Genomic DNA, 19,714 nt, shown 5'->3' with positions numbered 1-19,714 from the left:
CGGTCAGGCCGAGCCGCTGGCTAACCACAGGTCAACCACCGGCCAATCAGTGGCGGGTATGGCGTCCACCTGCAGGCCGACGATGCTTCGCCTTGTCAGCGCGCAGCATGGTACCGAGCCCGGCGAATACCAGTGCCGCCGCCAGTACAGTGACCGCACCGACACCAGTCTTGGCGAGCTTGCCGCCGGCCGATGCGGGCCCGGTCGTCTGGTTGCCGCCTTGCGTACCGGCACCCGCCGGAGCCAGATTCACCGAACCACCAGCGGTCACACCAGAGGCGCTTGGAGCAGTGCCTCCTGAGGTTGCGCCACCGGATGCGGTTCCAGTTGAACCGGATCCGTTACCATCGGTCTGCCCTGAGTCAGATCCAGACCCATCCGTGGCACCACCATTCGTTGTACCGCCATCCGTCTTGCCGCCCGTTTCACCACCGTTATCCGATGATGAACCGGAATCCGGGTTCTTGGACCATTGAGCGTACAGGCTCAGCGGCGCGGCTACCGGTGCCGTGAAGTCGTACGGCTTCTTGCCGGCCTTGTCGGTCGTCCAGCCGGTGAACGTGTACCCAGAACGAATCGGATCCACCGGTTTGACAGCCTTGCGCCCGTTACGCACATGTTCGCGGTAGGTCACGTCCTCATAGACATGCATGACGATTTCCACCTTGCTGGCTGCCACGGATGCCTCCTGCGGCGCCCACAGCGCATACAAGATGACATCACCGGTGACTGGAGCGTTGAAATCGTAGATATGCGACCCATCTGGATCATCAGTCTGTGTGCTCCAGCCTTCGAACACGTACCCGTCACGCGTCGGTTCGCCGGGGCGGGCGACAGACGAGCCATAGGCCACCTGCTGGTCTGCCACCGCCGAACCGCCTTGCGCATCATACGTCACAGTCTGCTGCTTCGCGGCCCACTGCGCGACCAGTGTCAAATCCGATGTGACCGGCGTATTGAAGTCGAACACGTTCTTGCCAGCCTTATCAGTCGACCAGCCGGTGAAGGTATATCCGTCACGCGTCGGATCCGTCGGACGGGCGACGGTTGCGCCGTCGGACACCTGCTGCGGGTCGATGCCCGCATCAGTGCCAGTGTCGAAGCTCACCGTATGCATGCCGGCCCATTGTGCATACAGATCAAGGTCGGTGTTCACTGGTGTGCTGAAATCGTAGGGTTGGGTGCCAGCAGCATCAAGCGACCAGAAAGTGAACCGGTAGTCTTGACGGGTCGGGCCGGGGTTCGGGGCTTGCACCGTCGAGCCTGCGGGTACCCTAATCCAGCTGGTGTTCTGGGTACCGTCGTTCGCGTGGAAGGTCACGCTGTGCGGCAGGCTCGCGTTGTCCACCCACAGGGCGTACAGGGTGAGGTCCCCGGTCACCGGGGCTGCAAAGTTGTAGGATTGCGCGCCTTGCGGGTCGGTGAACCATCCGCCGAAGGTGTATCCGCTGCGGGTCGGTGCGGCCGGTGCCGTTGTCGCCTTGCCTTCGACGACGGTCTGCGGCGCGACAGGGCTGCCACCTTGCGAATCGAAGGCCACCGTATGGTTCGTGCTCTTCCAGCCCGCATACAGAGTGACGTCTGAAGTCAACGGTTTGGTGAAGTCGAACGGGGTAGTCCGCCCCGCGTCCGCATACCAGCCGTCGAAGAGGAATCCTTCACGCGTCGGGTCCTGCGCAGGCTTGGTGGCGGTGCTCCCCTGCTGCACGGTGTACGGCTGGTAATCGTATCCGTCATTGTCGAAATTGACGGTATATGCGGGATCCCACTGCGCGTACAAGGTCATATCGTCGGTGACCGGCGTGCCGAAGTCATAGGCTTGCTTGCCAGCTTTGTCGGAGGTCCACTTGCTGAACACGTAGCCTGTTCTGGTAAGTGCCGATGGCGCGGCGATGCCGGTGCCCACCTGCGAGGCCCGGTCCGCTACCGACACGCGGGTCGTGGGCTCTCCCCCGTTGCCGTCGAAGGTGACCAGATGTGTGGTCGGACGATAGGCGTAGAGGGTCGGGTCGCCGCTGACAACCCAGAATTCCGCGGTTCCGTTCTCGCTGTCGGCGACGCTGAGCAGGGATTCGGGAATCTGACGATTCGAGGAGTTGTCCGGATCCTTGGCAAGCCAGGCGTTACCGCCCTTTCGCAGCAGAAATTCAACGTCACGCACGCCGCTCGCGGAGTTCAGGTCGAAGGACGCGATTTCACCGAAATCATCATGGTCGGCGAACGCGTACGAGCTACCTGCCGAGTTGTACTGCCAAGACCACACGTCCCAGCCCTGCCATGTGTCATCATCCAGGTTGTACTGCTGGTACTGCCCGTCAGCACGCTGGTAGTGGATGATCACGTGCAGGTTCTTCGGATTCTTCTGGTCGTTGGCCGTAGGAATTGTGGTTTCCGTGCGTGCCGCAGGCGAACTGGTGAACGCCTTGGACGGATCGTTGGAATCCACCCATGCCTCGACGGCACCGCTGACATGGTCGAGCGCCGCAGCCGAATAGTCGCCGCCGATGACGGTTGCGCCTGAATCATCGGTCAGGCGGAAGCTGAAGGCCGCGTAGTCGCCGGCGAATTCATGGGTAAGTACGTTGCCGAAGGAATCGGTTCCTGTGAACGCGTAGCTCTTCTTGGCAAGCGTCTTGCCGGTTTTATCCGTTCCCCACACTTCCGCGTGCGTCGCATTGATATCAGCGGAGACGTGCAGTGTGAAGCGGGTCTTGTTCTCGCCCTTCGTAGCGAAAGGCATCCCAAGGCTCGGCTGGTGGCCTTGGACGGCGATGACGGTCGTGCCCGCCTCGGCCTGATAAGACGTTCCTTCCTTGCCGTTGAGCCAGTCATACGCACCAGAACCGTTGCCGAAGTGGAAGGACACACCACTCAATCCGGCATCGGCGATGGTCACGCTGTACCAGCCGTCATAACCGGAAACCTGTCGCATAGCTAAGGTCTTTGTAGCGTCGGAACCGCCGAGCGAATAGTACAGATTGACGTTGCCCCAGTTCTTGTCCACCCGGTAGTAGACGGTGAGCGAACGGTCAGCGACCTTCGAGCCGTCCGCGGTGTCTTGGTATCCGGGGTCGGAGGCATCCGTCGCACCCGTGGAGCTGTTCACCCAGGCGGATGGCGTTGCACCGGCGTAGATGGCAACCGCACTGCGGGCGCCGATGGTCGTGTCGAGATTGCCGCCCTTCACTGTGACACGCACGGAGCAATCCTGCGAAGCGTACACGTTGCAGTAGTCGCCGTCCGGCAGATTCGTGCTGTAGCTGACATGATGCGCCTGCAGGGTGTTGTTAATCGCGAAGAAGCCTTGGTCTTGGCCGTTCGAGCTGCGCGCGAAACCGATATTGTTGTCGCCGTCGTTCTGCCAGTTGGCCACGCTCGTGCCTTGAACCGCGTTATGGAAGCCGATCATGCCACGCACTGACGTCCAGCGTTGCTGGCACAGCCACTGTCCGTCCTGCCAGCGGTCGGAGGCATTGCCTGTGGCCGCCTTGCACGCGGTGTTCATATCGACATCCGGTACCGTCGTGTCGGTCGCGCCGGATGGTCCGGCTGCGGCGTCACTGCCGTACCAGTAGGAGGACATGAGTTTCGGCGAGCCGTAGTCGTTGGCGAGCAGGAATGCGTTCGCAAGCTCGTATCGTGCGCCCGAAGCTGGGGTAAGTGTTTCGTCAGAGCGTTCGGTATCCCAGTTGCTGACGAACACGTTGGCACTCGAGGACGGCGTAAGGCCTTTCGATATGTTCTTGAGCTTGGCCACCGAACTGGCGAAGTCCTGCTTGAGCTGGTAAGCGTAGCTGAATTCGATGACTTTGCCGTTGCGCAGGTAATTCTTCGGGTTCAGCGCGTCGGCTTCGCCTTCGTGATAGATGACTTCCTGCACCCAGGGGATGTCCGCTGCGGCGACACCGATCTTCTTGGCCAGTTTCGCCTTGATTGCAGCCAGATCCGACGGGTCGATATGCTTGGCGGAATCGATACGGTACGCGCGCACGCCATCCTGCCAAAGTCGGGCGAGATAATCCGCCTGGATGTTCTGGACGTGCTCCGAACCGGTGTTGAGGTCCCACATGGTCGACAGGCGGCAGTTGCGCACCTGGTCGGCGTTGGTGTAATCGGCGATAGTATCGGTGCAGTTGTGGAAGTCGTCGGTGGTCAGGCCGTATTGGTGGCCGTTACCGTTTTCCTTGTACCGGTAGAAGCCGTCACCCATGGCGGGATAGCGCCCGTAGCTGCCGTTGTAGGCGGAGCCGGCAACGCCCTGCTGGTCGTTGACCAGAGCTACGTCGGCGCCGGTCGTATGGTTGAGCACCGCGTCGGCGGCGATGCTGACACCGGCCGCATTGCACTGCTGGATCATCGACTTGAATTCGGCCTCGGTTCCGAACTTGGAGTCGAGACGGTAACTGACCGGCTGGTAGGCGGTCCACCATTGTGTGCCTTGGATGGATTCCTCGGGCGGGGAGACCTGGATATACCCCACACCTTCAGGCCCGTAGGTTTCTGTGCACTCCTTGGCGATGGTGTTCCACGACTGCTGGAACGCGACGACGGTGACATCGCTTTGCGGGGCCCTCTTGGGGGCCGAGGCCGCGTTGGCCGCGGCGATGGTGGGCTGCCCCACCAGTCCGACCGCGGTCAACGCCGCACAGGCCGCCACGGCGACCGCTCCCCTTGCCACCGTATGCCACTGGCGCATCCACAGGCGCCGGAGCGCCGACACATTACCATGTCGCGGTGTTTGTCCGTAGGCGTTCATGCTTGCCTCCTCGAAGTTTGCGCGTGACCGTGTCTCGTCGCATCGCCCTCACGACGCCGACGCAGAACCATGAGCATGGTGCCGCACATTGCCAGCAGGGCAGCGGACACCACAGTCAAGATGATTGCGGTACCGGTCTGCGCGAGCCGCTGTTCCTGACGTTGCGTTGACGTGGTTGTCGTTCCTGGCGTCGGCGGAGTGATTGTCGGCGGAGTCGACGGCGGGGTGGTTGGCGGTGTAGTCGGCGGGGTCACCGGCGGGGTAATCGGCGGCGTCACCGGAGGAATGACCGGTGGGACAGTGGATTTCAGATCGCTGATCAGCACCACGCCGTCGGACCCTGCGGTCGGCGCGTCGATGGTCCCGTCATCCTTCACCTGGAAGTACACGTCACCGGTCAGCTGATAGCCCTTCGGCGCCTTGACCTCATGCAACAGGTAGTCACCCGGAGACAGGGACGCCTCACGAGGCTTGTCGGCGTCGGTGACCCAAGTCAGGTCGCTGCCGTCGGCGTCCTTGACGCTCTTGCCGTCCATCGTGGTGACGGCCAACGTGGCGCCGTCAAGACGAACGCTGTTGTCCAGCGCATCCGCCTTGTTCAGCTTCACCGTATGCCGTTCGATGGTGTTGGTGATGGTGAACCCTCCGTTTGCGGTATCCGTGATGTCGGGCTTAGCGTACCCTTCCACGCGGCCGAGTTCCTTCACGGTGTATACGACCGGCTGGCCGTCGATATTCACCGGCAACGCGGTCCAGGTATGGACCCATCCGTCCTTCGCGGTGAGCCGAACCGAACGACCGACCTGCCGGCCGTTGGCGTACAGCTGCACGCGGATGGCGTCAGGCCGCAACTGGGCGGTATCGTCATCGTCGTTCCACACCTTGTTCACGGTGATGTCGGTGGTGTTCTGCGAGCGTGTATTCGTGATGGTGAACCCGCGCTTCGCATCGCCGCCGACGGAGGACGTGTACCCGTCGACCGGCTTTTCAGCCATCGTGTAGACGATCGGCTTGCCGTTGCTGTCGTTCTTCGGCATGCCTTCGAAGGTCCACTTCCAGTTGCCGTTGGCATCCGGAGTGATGGCTGTGGTCACCATCGGCGACCCGTTGCCGTACAGCACGACATCGATGTGGTCGGGGCGCACGCCGTCGGCGTTGTCATTGTCGTTCCAAACCTTCGTGCCGCTGATGGCGACCGTGTCCGGCTGGTGGATATTGGTCACGTAAATCCGCACACCGTCCGACTGGGGCACACGACGCGTGCTCTCGTGGTAGTTGGCGCTGTCGAAGGTGATTTCCTCGACTGTGTAGCGGATGGTCTTACCCTTGGCGTCAGTTTGCGTGAGGCCGGACCATGTGGTCGACCAGTTGTTCGCGGCGCTCAACGTGCGTACGCTGTCGGCGTCCGAAACCAGACCGTTGCCCGTTGTGGCGGTCTTGCCGTTCGCCTTGAGCACCATCTTGACGCTCGCAGCACGCTTGCCATCGCGGTTATTGCCGTCGGACCACTGCTTGATTGCGGTCACTGCGGTCTTGGAAACCGCCGTATCCTGCATCTGCACAGTATCGTCGGACATCGGTTGCCCATTGATGGTGACGACTCCAGCATTGACGGTGAAATCAATCGGATCGGCAGGTTCATAGCCGTCCGGCGCCTTGGTTTCACTCATCGTGTAGGTGCCGTTGGGCAGCTGCAACACGAGCGGCCCATCGCCTTTGGACGTCCACGTGTGCTTGTACGAGGCGCCTTCAAAGGTCGTGCCGGTGACCGTCAAGCTCGCCCCAGCCAGTTCGCGCGACACGTTGTCGCTGCCGACCTTGCTCAAAGTGACTGGCGTGGTCGCCGGTTCGTCAACCATTTCCAGGGTCCGGCCGTACTGGCGTTCGCCGTTGATTTCGAGCGCGCCACCGGTCGTAACAGTGAAATCGATGGGGTCTGCGACCGTGTACCCCGCAGGGGCCGCGGTTTCCCGAAGCGTATAGCTTCCCGGCTTGAGCTCGGTCGAATGGTCCTTGCCCTGCTGCGAAGTCCACTGGTCTTCAACGGATTCACCATCAAGGTTCACACCACTGATTTCGAGCTGTGCACCGGCGATTTCGCCGATTCCTTCGGTCAGGCTCTTCTTGGAGACCGTCACCTTGTGGCTGGCGTACTTGTCCACCGCGGTAATCGTGTTGCCGCCGAGCGTGCGGGTGCCGTCGCTGTCAGTCACAGTCAGGGTGCCGTCATCGCCTACGGTGAAGTTAATCGGGTCGATGCTCGCGTACATGCCGGAGGCTGGTGCCTGGGTCTCCACGAGTCGGTAATCGCCCGGTTCGAGGGTCAGCGCGTGCGCGTTTTCGCCATCCGTGGTCCACTGGGCGAGAGTGGTCTTGCCGTCTGAGGTGGTCACTTCGAGGACGGCGCCTTCCACGCGCGTACCCGCCACGTTGGCCTTGTCAATATTGACTTGGAAGCGGCTGCGCTCGTCACGCATGGTGACCGTGGCTTGGTCTTGTTCTTCGCCACCGATGATCACCTTGCCACCGCTGACCTTGAACGGGATGGATTCGGCGATGTCATAATGTGCTGGCGCCTGTGCTTCGGTGAGCACATAGGACCCGTCGGCCAGCTCGGTTTCGTAAGGCTGCCCGCCTGAAATCCACGGTTGGACGACATCGACGCCATTCGGGTCGGTCAGTCGCATGGTCGCGCCTGCCAGCGCTGCTCCGTTTTCGTCCGTTTTGGCGAGTTTGACGGTATGCCGGTCAATGGTGTTGGTGAGGGTGAAACCGTTTGCAGCGTCACCACTGATGTCGGCGGTATATCCCGTCACCTGCTCTTCCTTGACCGTGTAGGTGACTGCCGACCCGTTGGCCATAACGGGCAGATCGTCGAAGCTGAATGCCCAGCCTGTCTCAGCGCTCACGCTTGCCGTGACGGGCTTGCCGTTCTTCGTGGCGGCCTTCCCGTTGGCAAGCAGGTCGACGGTGATGGCGGATGGGCGCTTGCCCGCCTGGTCGGCGTCGTCGTTCCAGACCTTCTTGCCGGTGATGCTGGTGGTCTGGGACTTGTCAACCATGGTCAAGGTGCCGTTATTGGCGGTCTTCTTGCTGCCGTCCGCACCGGTGTAGGTGACTTTGCCATCTGCCGCAATGTTGAAGGCAATCGCATCGGCGATCTGGTAGCCGTCGGGGGCTTGCAGTTCCGTCAGCAGGTAGTCGCCTGGGTACAAGTTGTGAACGGTGGCGGAGTCGCCACTGGTGAAGCTGCCTGACACCGGAACGCCGTTGACGTCGGTGATCTGAAGTTTGGCACCGGCGAGCGGCGAATCGCCATCGGTTTTCGCGATGGTGACTGCATACCGGCGTGCGGTGTTCGTCAGCGTGACGACATTGCCATCGTCCGACGTAGAAGTGGAGTCGGTATACCCGTCTGGCACCTGCGTTTCCTTGACGGTGTATACGACGCTCTTGCCGGACTTCTTCGCGTCGAGATCGGTCCAGGTGTAGGCCCAGCCGTTGTCCGCGTCAAGCTTCACCGGGGAGCCGGTGGCAGCGCCGTCGGCATACAGCTGCACGCTGATCGAGTCGGGACGATTCGCGGAATCCGCCGAACCTGCAGCATCCACCCACTGCTTGGTCACGGTGAGCGAACGCTTGCCGGGCGCATAGGTGTTGGTCACGGCATAGCCGTTGTCGGCGGTTCCTGCCTCGGCGACGTAGTCGCTTGCCGAAGAAGAAGTCTCAACCACCGTGTAATTCACCGCGGTGCCCTTGTTGTATTTGGGCAGACCGGTGAAGGCATACTTCCAGTTGTCGCTCGCACTGGCGGTTGCAGTGACCGGCTTGCCATCATCGCCGAGCATCGGCGTGCCGTTTGCATAGAGCTGCAACGTGACGCTTTGCGGCCGGGTGGCTTCGGTATCGTTCTTCCACTGCTTGACACCACTGATATCGACAGTCTCGTTGGCATGCGTGTTGGTGATGGTGAATCCGCTGGTGGCGTCGCCGCTGACTGCGGAGGTGTATCCGGCAACCGGCTGCTCCTCCACGCTGTATGCGATCGTCTTACCGGACGCATCAACACGAGGAAGTTTGGTGAAGCTGAACTTCCAATTGTCGTTTGCCGTGACAGCCGCCGTGCGCTGTTTGCCGGCGGTGTCCGTTGCCGGTTGCCCGTTGGCGAGCAGCTTGACGGTCACGCTATCGGGGCGCAGGCCATCATGATTGTTGTTGTCGTTCCACTGTTTGGCACCGGTGATGTCAATGGTGTCAAGCTTGTCCGACATCGTGACCGTGGCTGAATCTGCTTTGGCGCCATTCACGCTGACGGTCCCATCCGCGTTCACCGTGAATGCGACAGGACTCGTGGCGAGCTGGTATCCTGCAGGCGCGGCGTCCTCAACCAGTCGGTAGTCACCTGCGGCTAGCTGCATGGGCGTGGCTTGTGAGCCGCTTGTCCAGCTTGCGCCGACCTGGGTGCCTGACGCGGTCGCGACATGCATTACCGCCCCGGCGACCGGATTGCCGGATTCGTCGGTTTTCAGGAGTTTGACCTCGTGCTTGGTCACGGTGTTGGTTACGTTGTACCCGTCGATTTGCGCGGTATAGCCTGGCACCGGCTCCTCGGCGACAGTATAGGTAATTTGCGCTCCAGCCTTGTAGGCAGGCTGTTCGCCGAAGTCCCAACGCCATGATCCGCTGGCCGTGGCGACCCGCGAATCAACTTTCTTCCCATCGGCGTACAGGTCGATAGTGATGGATTTCGGCCGGCTACCGGTCAGGTTGTTGTCGTCGTTCCAGGTCTTGGTACCTTGGATGGTGACGGTCTGCGGCGTATGGCTGTTGGTAATGGTGTAACCATTTGCCGCGGTTCCGCTGATTTTTGTCGTATACCCGTTGATGGCCTGCTCACGCACGCTGTACGCGATTGCCTTACCGGAATCATAGACGGGCAGTCCCGAGAAAGTGACCGTCCAGTTGTTGGCACCGGTGATGGTCGCGGTGCGCCCGGTGGCTACTCCGTTTGCATACAGTTCCACGTGGACATTGTTCGGCCTGATACCGTCTTGGTTGTCCGAGTCCTCCCAGACCTTGTGCACACTGATCGCGGTGGTCTGCGGTGTGTACGTGTTGGTGAAGGTGTATCCGCTGGAGGAATCGCCCTCGACCGTTGTCTTGTACCCATTGGTATTCGCGGTGCTTTCCTTGACGGAATAGGTGACAGGCTTGCCGTTCTCGTACTGTGGAAGTCCCGTCCATTGGACCGTCAGTGCATCGCCGGTGGCGTTGGCGAGCACGGTCTTGTCTTTGCCGCTGACCTTGCTTTCCGCGCCGTCGCCGACCTTCTGGTACAGACTGAAGGTAGCGTCCGTGCGTTTGCCGTCCTGGTTGTTGTTGTCGTTCCAGACTTTCGTCGCCTTCACCGACGTGGTCTTCGGGGTATCCGTCATGACAATCGCGCTGACGGACTTGCCGTTGTGCACAATCGTCCCGTCCGAGTTGACAGTGAAATCAATCGGAGCGGCGAGATCGTAGCCTTGCGGCGCGCTGACTTCCTTGAGCTGGTATTCGCCGGAAGAGGTGAGCTTCACCTCATGGTCATTGCTGCCATCAGTGGTCCATTCGTCTGCAACGGTTCCTTCAGTGCCATTGTCCATACGGACCAGTTGCAAGCGAGCACCCTTGAGTTTGGTCTTGGAATCGGTTGCATCGACCTTGCTGACGGTGACCGGGTAGGATCGAGGCGTTTCCTTGTCGGCGCAATCCCATGAATAGGTTTGCAATGCCACGCCGTCAGAAGTAGAAGCGACGATGAGCTGGTGACCGTCCACTGTCTGGTTCTGATACTTGCTGATGTCATCTTTGGTATCAGGGAAGACGATATACAGCGGATTGGCGGTCTGGTAGCCGGTCGGGGCCTTCGTCTCACTGATCTTGTACACCGTGTTGGGCAGCAATGCTCCGTATGCTACGGTACCGTTCTTGTCGGTGATCTCAGTGTCGGTCAAGGTCTGCTTCGTGGTCTTGCCATTGCTGACTTCGAGCTGGTAGATGCTGAATTCCGCGTCCGGAAGCGCATGGTTCGTGTCGCCGTCGGCATACTTGTAGATCCTCAGCGTGAAGCGGTCCGACGTGGTGCCGCCTTTGGCTTGGTATACAGAGCCATTCAGGGATTTCGTGCTTTTGCCGCCGCCGTCGCTGTACCCTCTGAGTACCGCCGTGTTGTCGACGTTCATCTGGCTGCCGGGCTTGAGCAGCACTCGGGCCCTGTAGGTGACCTTGGCGTCGGTGGAATCAGGTACGGTGACCGTCAGCAGACGGGTCGAAGGGTTATACGTGTAACTCGCTCCAGGCAGATCCGAACCGGATGTGCTGGCGATTTTCACTGATGTGACGTCTAGGGCGAGGCTGTCCGGGATGGTGTCCTCAAGTACAAGCTTGTTACCATCGTTGAGCGGAATGGCCGCCGGGTTGACATCGATGGTGTAGTTGGCGTACGGTGCGGTTTCCTCGGTGTAGTCCGCGGTCTTCGACACCAGTGATGACAGCTGTGCCCACACATTCGCAGACACAGGCGCGTACTGGGTGCCATCAACGGTCAGATAGGCGGTGTTGACATATTCGGTGTTTTGCTTCGCCGCGGCGGCGAAATCGCTGTACGTCGTAGTATAGGTGATGGTCACACTGTTGTTGCCGGATGCGATTGACGGGTTCTTCAAGGTGAACACCAAGGTGTTGCCGTTGGCTGCCACACTGATGTTGTCCGCTACGCATTGCTGGACATCACCACCCTGACCGGTGCAGTTCGACAGTTTCACCGAATTGGGCACGTATTTCAAGCCCTGCGGGAGCGTATCAGTGATGGTAACCTTCTTCGCGCTGGCATCGATATTGCTGACTTTAAGACTCCATGGAAGCCTGCCGGCAGAAGGATTGCTGTCGGGATAATACACGAACGCCTTGCTCAGCGTCGGCTGTTCCTTCTTCGGGATGGTGTAGTTGGCGCTGGCGCTGATTCCCGCGAAGGCCGCTGTGTTCGTCTCCGTAGTGCCTTTGGGCGTGTCAGCGCTGGCATAGGTGGAGTATGTGATGGTCATGGTGGCGCCCGCGGGGATGGTCGACCCGAAGTCCAGCACGACCTTGCCCGCCTCGCAGCTCGAGACCGTGTATTGCGGCGCGGAGGCACCCTGCATCGAGACCGTGAAAGCGCTGCCGATATTCGAGCAATCGAAGCTGTGTGTTCCGGTGTTTGAATTGGCCGAGAGCACATCGACGAATTGCGGGTTCGTAAGATCGCGGTTGGCGGTGACGGTGGTCTTCCATGTGAGCTTCGTGCGGCCGTCGGCCTGCGCGGAGGCACTCGAGAACTGCTTTGACACCGTCGCCTTCGGCTGTGTATTGCCGATGGTCACATTGCCGGTTTTGGATTGCCCCTTCGCGTTTGCCGGATGCGCGGGAGTGATGGTGAACGTGTTGTCGTATGTTTTCGCGTCCTGATCGTCCGATGGCGGGTTGTCGACCTTGGTGGTGTAGGTGAGCACATACCGCTTATGCCCCGCCGCGCTGGACGGGACCGCATAACTTCCATCGGCAACCTGACTCCAGGGGACGCTCACCGAGCCCTTGTGCTGGTCCGGATTGTTCCACCATTCCTCGTCGTAGTAGTCCATGGTGATGTTGCCGCTTGGAGACTCAAGCCCCTTGCCAAGCGCATCCTTGAGTTTTGCACCGGAGATATCACCGGAATCGCCCGGTCGCAGTACGACCGTCCATGTCACGGTCTTCGATGACTTGTCGTAATTCCCTGTTTTGTCGACACTCCACGTGTTGTTGATGTCAATCTTGTTCGAGGTCGTCTGCTTATTGGTGTTTCCGTTCCAGGAGTAGGACACGGTGTTGGTGCGCTTGCCGGCAGTGTCGTTGCTGTCGGATGTCGTCGAATCATAGATTTTGTCACGGTCGGCGTTCACACGGTACTTGACATACAGCGTCTGTCCGTTGTTCATATTATCGATGACCGTGGTGAACGCGCGGCTGCCCGCGGTGTTACCGGTGACGGTGACTGTCCCCGTATATGGCTGGGTGCAGTTCGCGTCCGTATACACCATAACCGGCGTCGTCTCGTCGATGGTGAGCAGCTCACCCATCGAATCGTCAAGGGTCACGCCGCTGGTCTTGCCTTTGGACGTGACCGTGACGATGAAATCGAATTTGTCCGGATTGCCCGGAACGGTTTTCGCGTTTGACTTCGATGCTGATACACTCGCGGTCGCCGGCAGGTTGAAGGTGAGCGTCCCATACCCGGGGAACTCGAAGCTTTTCTTGCCGCCCGTGCCATCGGGATCGGCGGACTGGTCGATATTGGCGTCAACCGTGGCGAAACCGCTGACGTCCTGCCCCTCGTCTTTGGTATACGTCACCGTAAGTGTGTCGCCGTTGATGACGAAGTTACCGTCTACGGCACCGTTGTTGTACAGGTCGTACTTCTTACCTTCATTGAGCTTGAGACCATGCGGAAGCTTGTAGGTGAAGGTGTCACCTGACTTAACCCTAATGGTGTTCGGGAACTTCCAGTGCAGGGAGACCCTGATTTTGTCGTTGTAACTGACCGACATGTCCTCGGAGTAAGGCACCCATGTGCTGCCGTTGTCCTTGCTGATCGAGACCACAGTGTTGTCTTTGTCGATATACTGCGACAGGTCGCGCTCAACCGCGTACGCCTGCGGCGCCGACACGACCGCGCAGGCGAACAGCGTGGCCGCGGCAACCAACGCCGCGACAGCCGCCCTCCACACGGAGTGGATGGATATACGATCACCATGCACTGCGACCATTGCTCTTCTCCTCTGTCTCGCCCGCACACCGGTACCACGCCATGCAAACGATTTCGCAACGGGAACCGGGGCTGTTCTTGGAACCCCCGTTGATTCCCCCGTTGTGTCTCAATATAAAACTGAGTATATCATGGAGTTGGACGTTTACAGGGCGAAAACTTGCGCGTGTAAACGATTGTTTACGCAAACATGTCTGCACTGCATTCAGGTGCAACGATTGACGAATGATACAGAAATTTCAGTGATTTGCATACGTTCGCAACCGATGCGCCCATGATTCCAAGTACGTCGCGACCAATACCCCCTCTCTTGCCCATCTTCGGCAACGTCAATCAATAATGCGACAATGGTGACCTGTGGTGCAGCGGACGCCACAATCCCAAGAAAAGGAGCAGGCACGTATGGCAAGGCCACGCCGAGACTCGGAAATCCTTCCCGCCAAGGAGCGCATGGAGAACGCGTTCTGGGACCTCCTCGCATCACGCGAATACCGGAAGATCACCGTCACCGACATCGTGCGCGAAGCCGACGTCAACCGCAACTCCTTCTACTACCATTTCAGCGGCCTGCCCGAACTCGCCGACGCCGCAATCTTGCACATGGTGGAAAACACACCGGTTTCGCTGCCGCAGTCAGGCACCGACCCGGAAACAGCTTGGCGGACAAATGTCGCCAATGTTTTGCAGTCGCCGGAGCAACGCGAACGGCTTGACCGGCTGTCCCTGGTCACCGGGCCGCACGGTTCGGCGGAACTGCTTGCATCCCTGCGGGACTTCTCGCGGCTCAACCTGATGAGCATCCTGCAAATCGACCCGCAGCAACTGGATTTGAAAACCGACCTCATGCTTGACTTCGCCATCGGCGGCATGTTTGGCGTTCTGCGGCGCTGGCCGGAACTGTCGGGCCGCATCAAGCCGGAAGACCTGCTCAACGACGATACCGCCGCCTTGGCGATGAGCATGTATCTGAGCCTGTCGAAAACCGACATGCTTGGCTATTGGAAGCGGGTGTTCAACCCGTCCGCCGCGCCGCGCATCCAATAGTCGGCGGCTCACAGGGCCGGCGGGGCTTGACTGTCAGGACTTGGCTACTTGGACTCAGCTGCCAAGACTCGGCTGCCGACGCGACGAACGTTTCGTTATCGCGAACCGTCAACGCAGCGAATCAATCACCAGTTGCGGAACCTGCGGCAAGTTGCGCCAAGCCGTCGCCGGCAACGCGGCCAGCACACCGGCGACCAGCCGACGCGTCTCACGGTCCGTCTTGCGCGCGGCATCGATAATCACCGGGAGCGCTGTCGTCCAATGCTCAGCAAGCTCGCCGAAACTGCGGTAGCCGGGAGTTGAGAAAATCACATACAGTTCGTCGATCACCTTCCGACGGTCAGCCGGGTCGATACCGAGCATCCATGCGTTGACCGTGCTGCCAGCGAACATCGCGGTCGCCGACAATCCGGGCGCTGCGACGAACTCGCCATCCTGCACCTGCCACGACATGCCCAGATGCTGCATGATACCGACGGCATCGGCTTCGATGACCCGGTGCGGCAGACCGTCATCCATCAGCATGCCGACGACCGATGACTGCGGAACGGTTTTGTCCACGCGCGACGCCACCGCATCGAACGCCGCGGATTCGAGCCGCTTGGGGAATCCCGGACCGTCATGGGAGAACACCCGGCAAATACGCGCGGCATACCGGTTGCGTTGGGCGGGTTGGACGTGTTGGGTGGTGCTGTCAGTGGGGAGGTTTTGGTTGTCTTGGACGCCTCGGCTGATATTACCGGCGTCACCGGGGTCGGCGCTACCGATGCGCAACTGCTTGTCGGATGTCCGGCGGCCCGCCATTGACGTTGCCTCAATCATTGGCAACTGCGATTCGCCGGATTCATCCGCGAGCCACTGCATGGCATCCAAATCGCGCGCAGCCATACGAACCGACGCGTACACCGCCATATTGCCGCCCTTCGAATGTCCGCCCACCATCACGGCGGGGGCATCGCCGCCGGGCACGCCCGCCGACCGGTCAAGAATTGAGGAAAGATACTTCGCCGCCGACTCCTGCGACGGGACTGGGCAGCGGAACGCCATATTGAAATCCTCTTTCCAGCCGAGCAGCGTGCCGTCGGTGCCGCGGAAGGCGACATACAACAGACCGCCCGGGCCGAACAACCCACGGATTCCGGTGCAATCACCAAGGTCGAAGGTCATCGCGGCGAACTGCTGCTCACGGTCGACATCGTCGCGCTGGATGTACTCGCCCACGCGCAAGCCGCGGAATCTCGGGCTTTCAGCGACGGCAACCAGCAAATCAAGACGAGTGCTGTTGACCTGCTGGGAGTCGGCGGCGAACATCATCGGAAAATCCTCCGCCCGCAACAATCCTGTCAACGCGATGGTGTCAATCGAACGCGCCGCCCCGAACACCGGGACCACCAGCGGCAAGCGGATATACGACAGCTCGCTGAGCACCAAGGAATCAACAGCGGAGAACGGATGCTCGGCGAAGGTACGGAAATCGGTGCGCACATAATCGACGATGTTGCCCATACCATCATCGTAATCGAGAACCGTTCGACACCGTGACAAGGCATGGCGGCGATTCTTCCAGTTCTGCGAGCCATGCCCGCAACACGATCGCCGGCAATTCGTTGATTCTGTGCGAATCGGCCGCGAACGGGCGCACAGTCGCGACGCGATGGCGCAAGATACAAGATACTGGAACGGGAACGGAACGGATTTGATTTGCCGGATTGTTTCTGCCGGATTTATGCGGTATCCGATACGGTATCCGATACGGTATCGGCACTGCATCGGCGTTGGCAACCCGGGAATCGAGGGAATATGAGCATCGTCGAATATATCATCGCGTGGCTAAGCGCCAACGCAGGCAAACTCATCTGGCTGGCGACCGTCATCGTCGCCGCGGTCATCATCTCAAAACTCGTCAGCCGGGGGCTGCGCACGCTGCTCAACCGCTCGCAAGTGCCAAGCGCCTCGATTTTCATCAATCTGGCGCGCGTCCTGATTTGGGTGATTGCCGTGACCATCGTGCTGCAACCGGTGTTCGGCATCAATCCGACCACGCTGATTACCGCGCTCGGCGTTGGAGGCGTCGCGATCTCCCTCGGTATGAAAGACACCATCGCGAATGTCATCGGCGGATTCGGGCTGATGCTGGGCAAAGTGATTCAGCCCGGTGATTTGGTCACCGTCGCCGGTACGACAGGCGTAGTCAAAGACATCACATGGCGGCACACGGTGGTCAAAGCCCGCAGCGGCGATGAAATCGTCATCCCCAATTCGGTGCTGAACACCTCGTCGCTCGAGCGCGTGACCGAAGCGAGCGAGGGGTGCGTCACCGTGCCGTTCACACTGAAATCAGGAACCGACCTCGATTCCGCCTCCATGCGGATGATCGCCACAGTCGGCAAGGCGACAGCGGAATATGCGGCGGACGGGAACCCGCCGCTTGTCAAGTTCACCGGCTTCTCCCCGTATGGGGTCGAGGGCGAAATCATGGTGTTCGCCAAGCCCGGCATCTTCGCGTCCACCGTGAGAGATGCGGCGGTCCGGTCGTTGGCCGGCGAGGAGTTCCTCGAGCAGCGCGCCGCGACCGGGGAATGAGCTGAAAGGCATCCGTCCGGTTGTGCGAGCAAATCCTCACACGACTACCTGAGACCCCGCCAATCCGGCAGAGCACGACTACCACGCCTCCCGTTGTGCGAGCGAATCCTCACACGATGACGGTTCAGTCAGCCCTGACGACTGTTTCCCGCTGTCCCGGTAGCCGTTGTGCGAGCCAATCCTCACACAATGACGCCCAAACACCACCCAACCAGCCAAACCCATACGCCGACCCGTCACTATGCGAGCCAATCCTCACACAACCACCCGCGAACCCGCTAATCCGACAGAACGCGACCACCACGACCCCCATTGTGCGAGCGAATCCTCACACAATGACGGTTCAGTCAGCCCTGACGGCTGTTTCCCGCTGTCCCGGTAGCCGTTGTGCGAGCCAATCCTCACACAATGACGGTGCCATCAGCTCGATTGGTCGTTTCCAAGTCGGAGAGGGGTGAGTGTGTGAGCAAATCCTCACACAACGGGGTTCAGCGGTATTGATTTCAGCGATATCAAAACTGCGGGAAAACGGTGTTGCGGAAACCCAGCAGAGCTTCGGTCCAAGCTCAAACAACACTCCAACAGGGCACAGGCGGAACGCCGGCACCCTCAGCCGATCAGTGCTCCGAGCATCTGTAGCAGGATGGTTGCCGAACCCGCGTCATCGACGCCGAACGATCCCTCCGCCGGAATCTTCGACATCACCAACGCGCTGATGGTCATGAGGATGCCGACGACGAGGAACACGATCATGCCGGGATTGCCGAGCGCCGTCTTCACGCCGGTACCCTGCTCAAGCTGCTCGGGCGCATCAAAGAAGACGAAACGCTTGCGGTTGCGCACAAGAATGACGATGCCCGCGATGAACAACGCCAACATGATTAGCACATAGACACCGACGATAATCAGTCCGCCCATCTGGCGTTGCACCTCACGCATCACAGCATCGTTGGACTGCTCCATTGCGCGCATCAGCGCTTTGTCGTCGATCTGGGACGTCACCCAAATCGAAATGACTCCGCCGTTGAGATTAACCAGCGCATGCATGAGCATCGAATACCACAGTTTCGACGTGCGCACATACATGTATCCGAAAATCAAGCCAAGACCGAATGCGTAGAAGAACTGCCGCACATTGCCGTGGAACAGTCCGAAGCACAGCGCGGACACCACAATCGCCGTCTTTTCTCCGTATTTGCGGGTTCTGTCGATGATTTCCTTGCGGAAGATCCACTCCTCGAAAATCGGGGCGCACACGCAGGTCAACAGAAACAGGGAGAAATAGTCCGTGTTCGCCAACGCTGATTCGAGCGTATCCTGGTCGTCGCCTGAAAACGGTGCGGAGACGAGATTGCCGATAATCGCGCCGATATACATGATCGGCACAATGGCGACGAACAGCTTGATGAATGTGCCGGGCGACATGTCGAACCGCTTGGTCGCCAACCTCGGTACGTTGCGGAACACAAGCAACGACAGAGGCATCGCGATGGCATACAACGGCAGGTTACTCAGCAGAAGAAGCAAACCGGTGGAGATGTTTTCACCATTGTGGGACAAGGCGACACCGACGGTCACGAGGGACGCGCCGACCAGCCACACGCCGATGATGAGTATCAGTGCCCAGCCGATGATTGAGTAGTCGTGTTTCGCCGCTTGTGTGCGGCGTTTCGCCTGCCACCATGCCTGCCACTGCTGGGGAAGCATCTGCGCGAACTGGGCGGGCGGGAAGACCTGCGGAAGATACGGCGGGTACGTGGGGTATGCCGGATACGTTGGATACGTTGGATATCCAGAGTATGCCGGCTGATAGGGCGGTTGCGGGGACGGCGACGGCTGCTGCGGAGGCAAAGATGACTGCGGCATCTGCTGACCCTGCGGGGTTTGCTGGGATTGTGGTGCCTGCTGTTCCTGTGACGCTTGCTGGGATTGTGGCGTCTGCTCGAATTGCGGTGCTTGCTGCCCCTGCGGCACTTGTTGTGGCTGTGGCACTGGCCGGGGTTGTGGCGGCAGGGTCTGGAATTGCGGTTGCGGTGCAGACTGCGGCATCTGCGGCGGCACAGCAGGGTATTGCGGTGGCATTGCCCGGTATTGCGGCCCGTACGGTTGAGCCATAGGAACCTGCTGCGGAGCGGGTTGTGGAATTGGCGGATACCCCATCGTCGGAGGATACGCCATGGGCTGCGGACCGGGAACAACTGGCATCACCGGCGATTGCGGTGACTGCGGCGGCACAGCATATGGTACAGCGTACGGGAATGGCGCCGCAGAATTCACCGGCCCTTGGTGCGGGGCGAGCGGATATGGCTGCCCCGTCGGCTCAGACGGCATCTGCTCCTGCGAAACCGGCTCCTGCTGCGGCGTCTGTTCCGGCTGCGGCATCTGCCAAGAGTCCGTTGTCCCGTTGTTGTCCTGACGGCTGCTGTCCAGTTGGCTGCCACCTTGCTGGCTGTCATCCGGCTGATTGTTATCATTCATCCACGTCATGAGCATCCCTTGCGTTGTACGACCAC

The 19,714-nt window shown here is 60.1% G+C and carries 6 protein-coding genes; 2 read left to right on the top strand and 4 right to left on the bottom strand.

Features of this window, described 5'->3' with window-relative positions; genetic code table 11:
* Nucleotides 1-46: 46 nt before the first annotated feature.
* Both CQR48_RS01600 and CQR48_RS01595 read right to left on the bottom strand, forming a co-directional pair.
* Complete coding sequence (locus CQR48_RS01600; protein WP_101451761.1) at nt 47-4,756, bottom strand: InlB B-repeat-containing protein; 4,710 nt, start codon at nt 4,754-4,756, stop codon at nt 47-49.
* A complete protein-coding gene (locus tag CQR48_RS01595) occupies nt 4,753-13,575 on the bottom strand; it encodes a Cna B-type domain-containing protein (protein ID WP_101451760.1) in 8,823 nt (2,940 codons plus the stop codon). The genes CQR48_RS01600 and CQR48_RS01595 overlap by 4 nt, the downstream gene beginning before the upstream one ends.
* 401 nt (nt 13,576-13,976) lie before the next feature.
* Here CQR48_RS01595 and CQR48_RS01590 point away from each other — a divergent pair, with 401 nt between their 5' ends.
* A complete protein-coding gene (locus tag CQR48_RS01590; RefSeq protein WP_029576864.1) occupies nt 13,977-14,618 on the top strand; it encodes a TetR/AcrR family transcriptional regulator in 642 nt (213 codons plus the stop codon).
* Between the two features lie 108 nt (nt 14,619-14,726).
* On the opposite strand, the gene CQR48_RS01585 is transcribed toward CQR48_RS01590, so the two are convergent.
* Nucleotides 14,727-16,124 (bottom strand): Mbeg1-like protein, encoded by a 1,398-nt coding sequence (locus tag CQR48_RS01585; protein WP_033493812.1) that lies wholly within the window; start codon nt 16,122-16,124, stop codon nt 14,727-14,729.
* Nucleotides 16,125-16,418: 294 nt separating this feature from the next.
* Between CQR48_RS01585 and CQR48_RS01580 the strand changes: the two genes are divergently transcribed.
* Nucleotides 16,419-17,201, top strand: coding sequence for a mechanosensitive ion channel family protein (locus CQR48_RS01580; RefSeq protein ID WP_033493811.1), 783 nt, complete (start codon nt 16,419-16,421; stop codon nt 17,199-17,201).
* 609 nt (nt 17,202-17,810) lie between these two features.
* Here the strand turns inward: CQR48_RS01580 and CQR48_RS01575 are convergent.
* Nucleotides 17,811-19,688 carry a CPBP family intramembrane glutamic endopeptidase gene (locus CQR48_RS01575; protein WP_180335086.1) on the bottom strand — a complete coding sequence of 626 codons (1,878 nt, stop codon included), beginning with the start codon at nt 19,686-19,688 and terminating at the stop codon, nt 17,811-17,813.
* Nucleotides 19,689-19,714: the final 26 nt, after the last annotated feature.

The sequence above is a fragment of the Bifidobacterium thermophilum genome, from assembly GCF_002846655.1.
Lineage (GTDB): Bacteria > Actinomycetota > Actinomycetes > Actinomycetales > Bifidobacteriaceae > Bifidobacterium > Bifidobacterium thermophilum.
This window is presented reverse-complemented; position numbering and strand designations above follow the sequence as displayed.

Bases quoted from the DNA above. Each gene is read 5' to 3' on its own strand.
- CQR48_RS01590 (WP_029576864.1), top strand. From the start codon at position 13,977: ATGGCAAGGCCACGCCGAGACTCGGAAATCCTTCCCGCCAAGGAGCGC.
- CQR48_RS01575 (WP_180335086.1), bottom strand. From the start codon at position 19,688: ATGACGTGGATGAATGATAACAATCAGCCGGATGACAGCCAGCAAGGT.
- CQR48_RS01600 (WP_101451761.1), bottom strand. From the start codon at position 4,756: ATGAACGCCTACGGACAAACACCGCGACATGGTAATGTGTCGGCGCTC.
- CQR48_RS01595 (WP_101451760.1), bottom strand. From the start codon at position 13,575: ATGGTCGCAGTGCATGGTGATCGTATATCCATCCACTCCGTGTGGAGG.
- CQR48_RS01585 (WP_033493812.1), bottom strand. From the start codon at position 16,124: ATGGGCAACATCGTCGATTATGTGCGCACCGATTTCCGTACCTTCGCC.
- CQR48_RS01580 (WP_033493811.1), top strand. From the start codon at position 16,419: ATGAGCATCGTCGAATATATCATCGCGTGGCTAAGCGCCAACGCAGGC.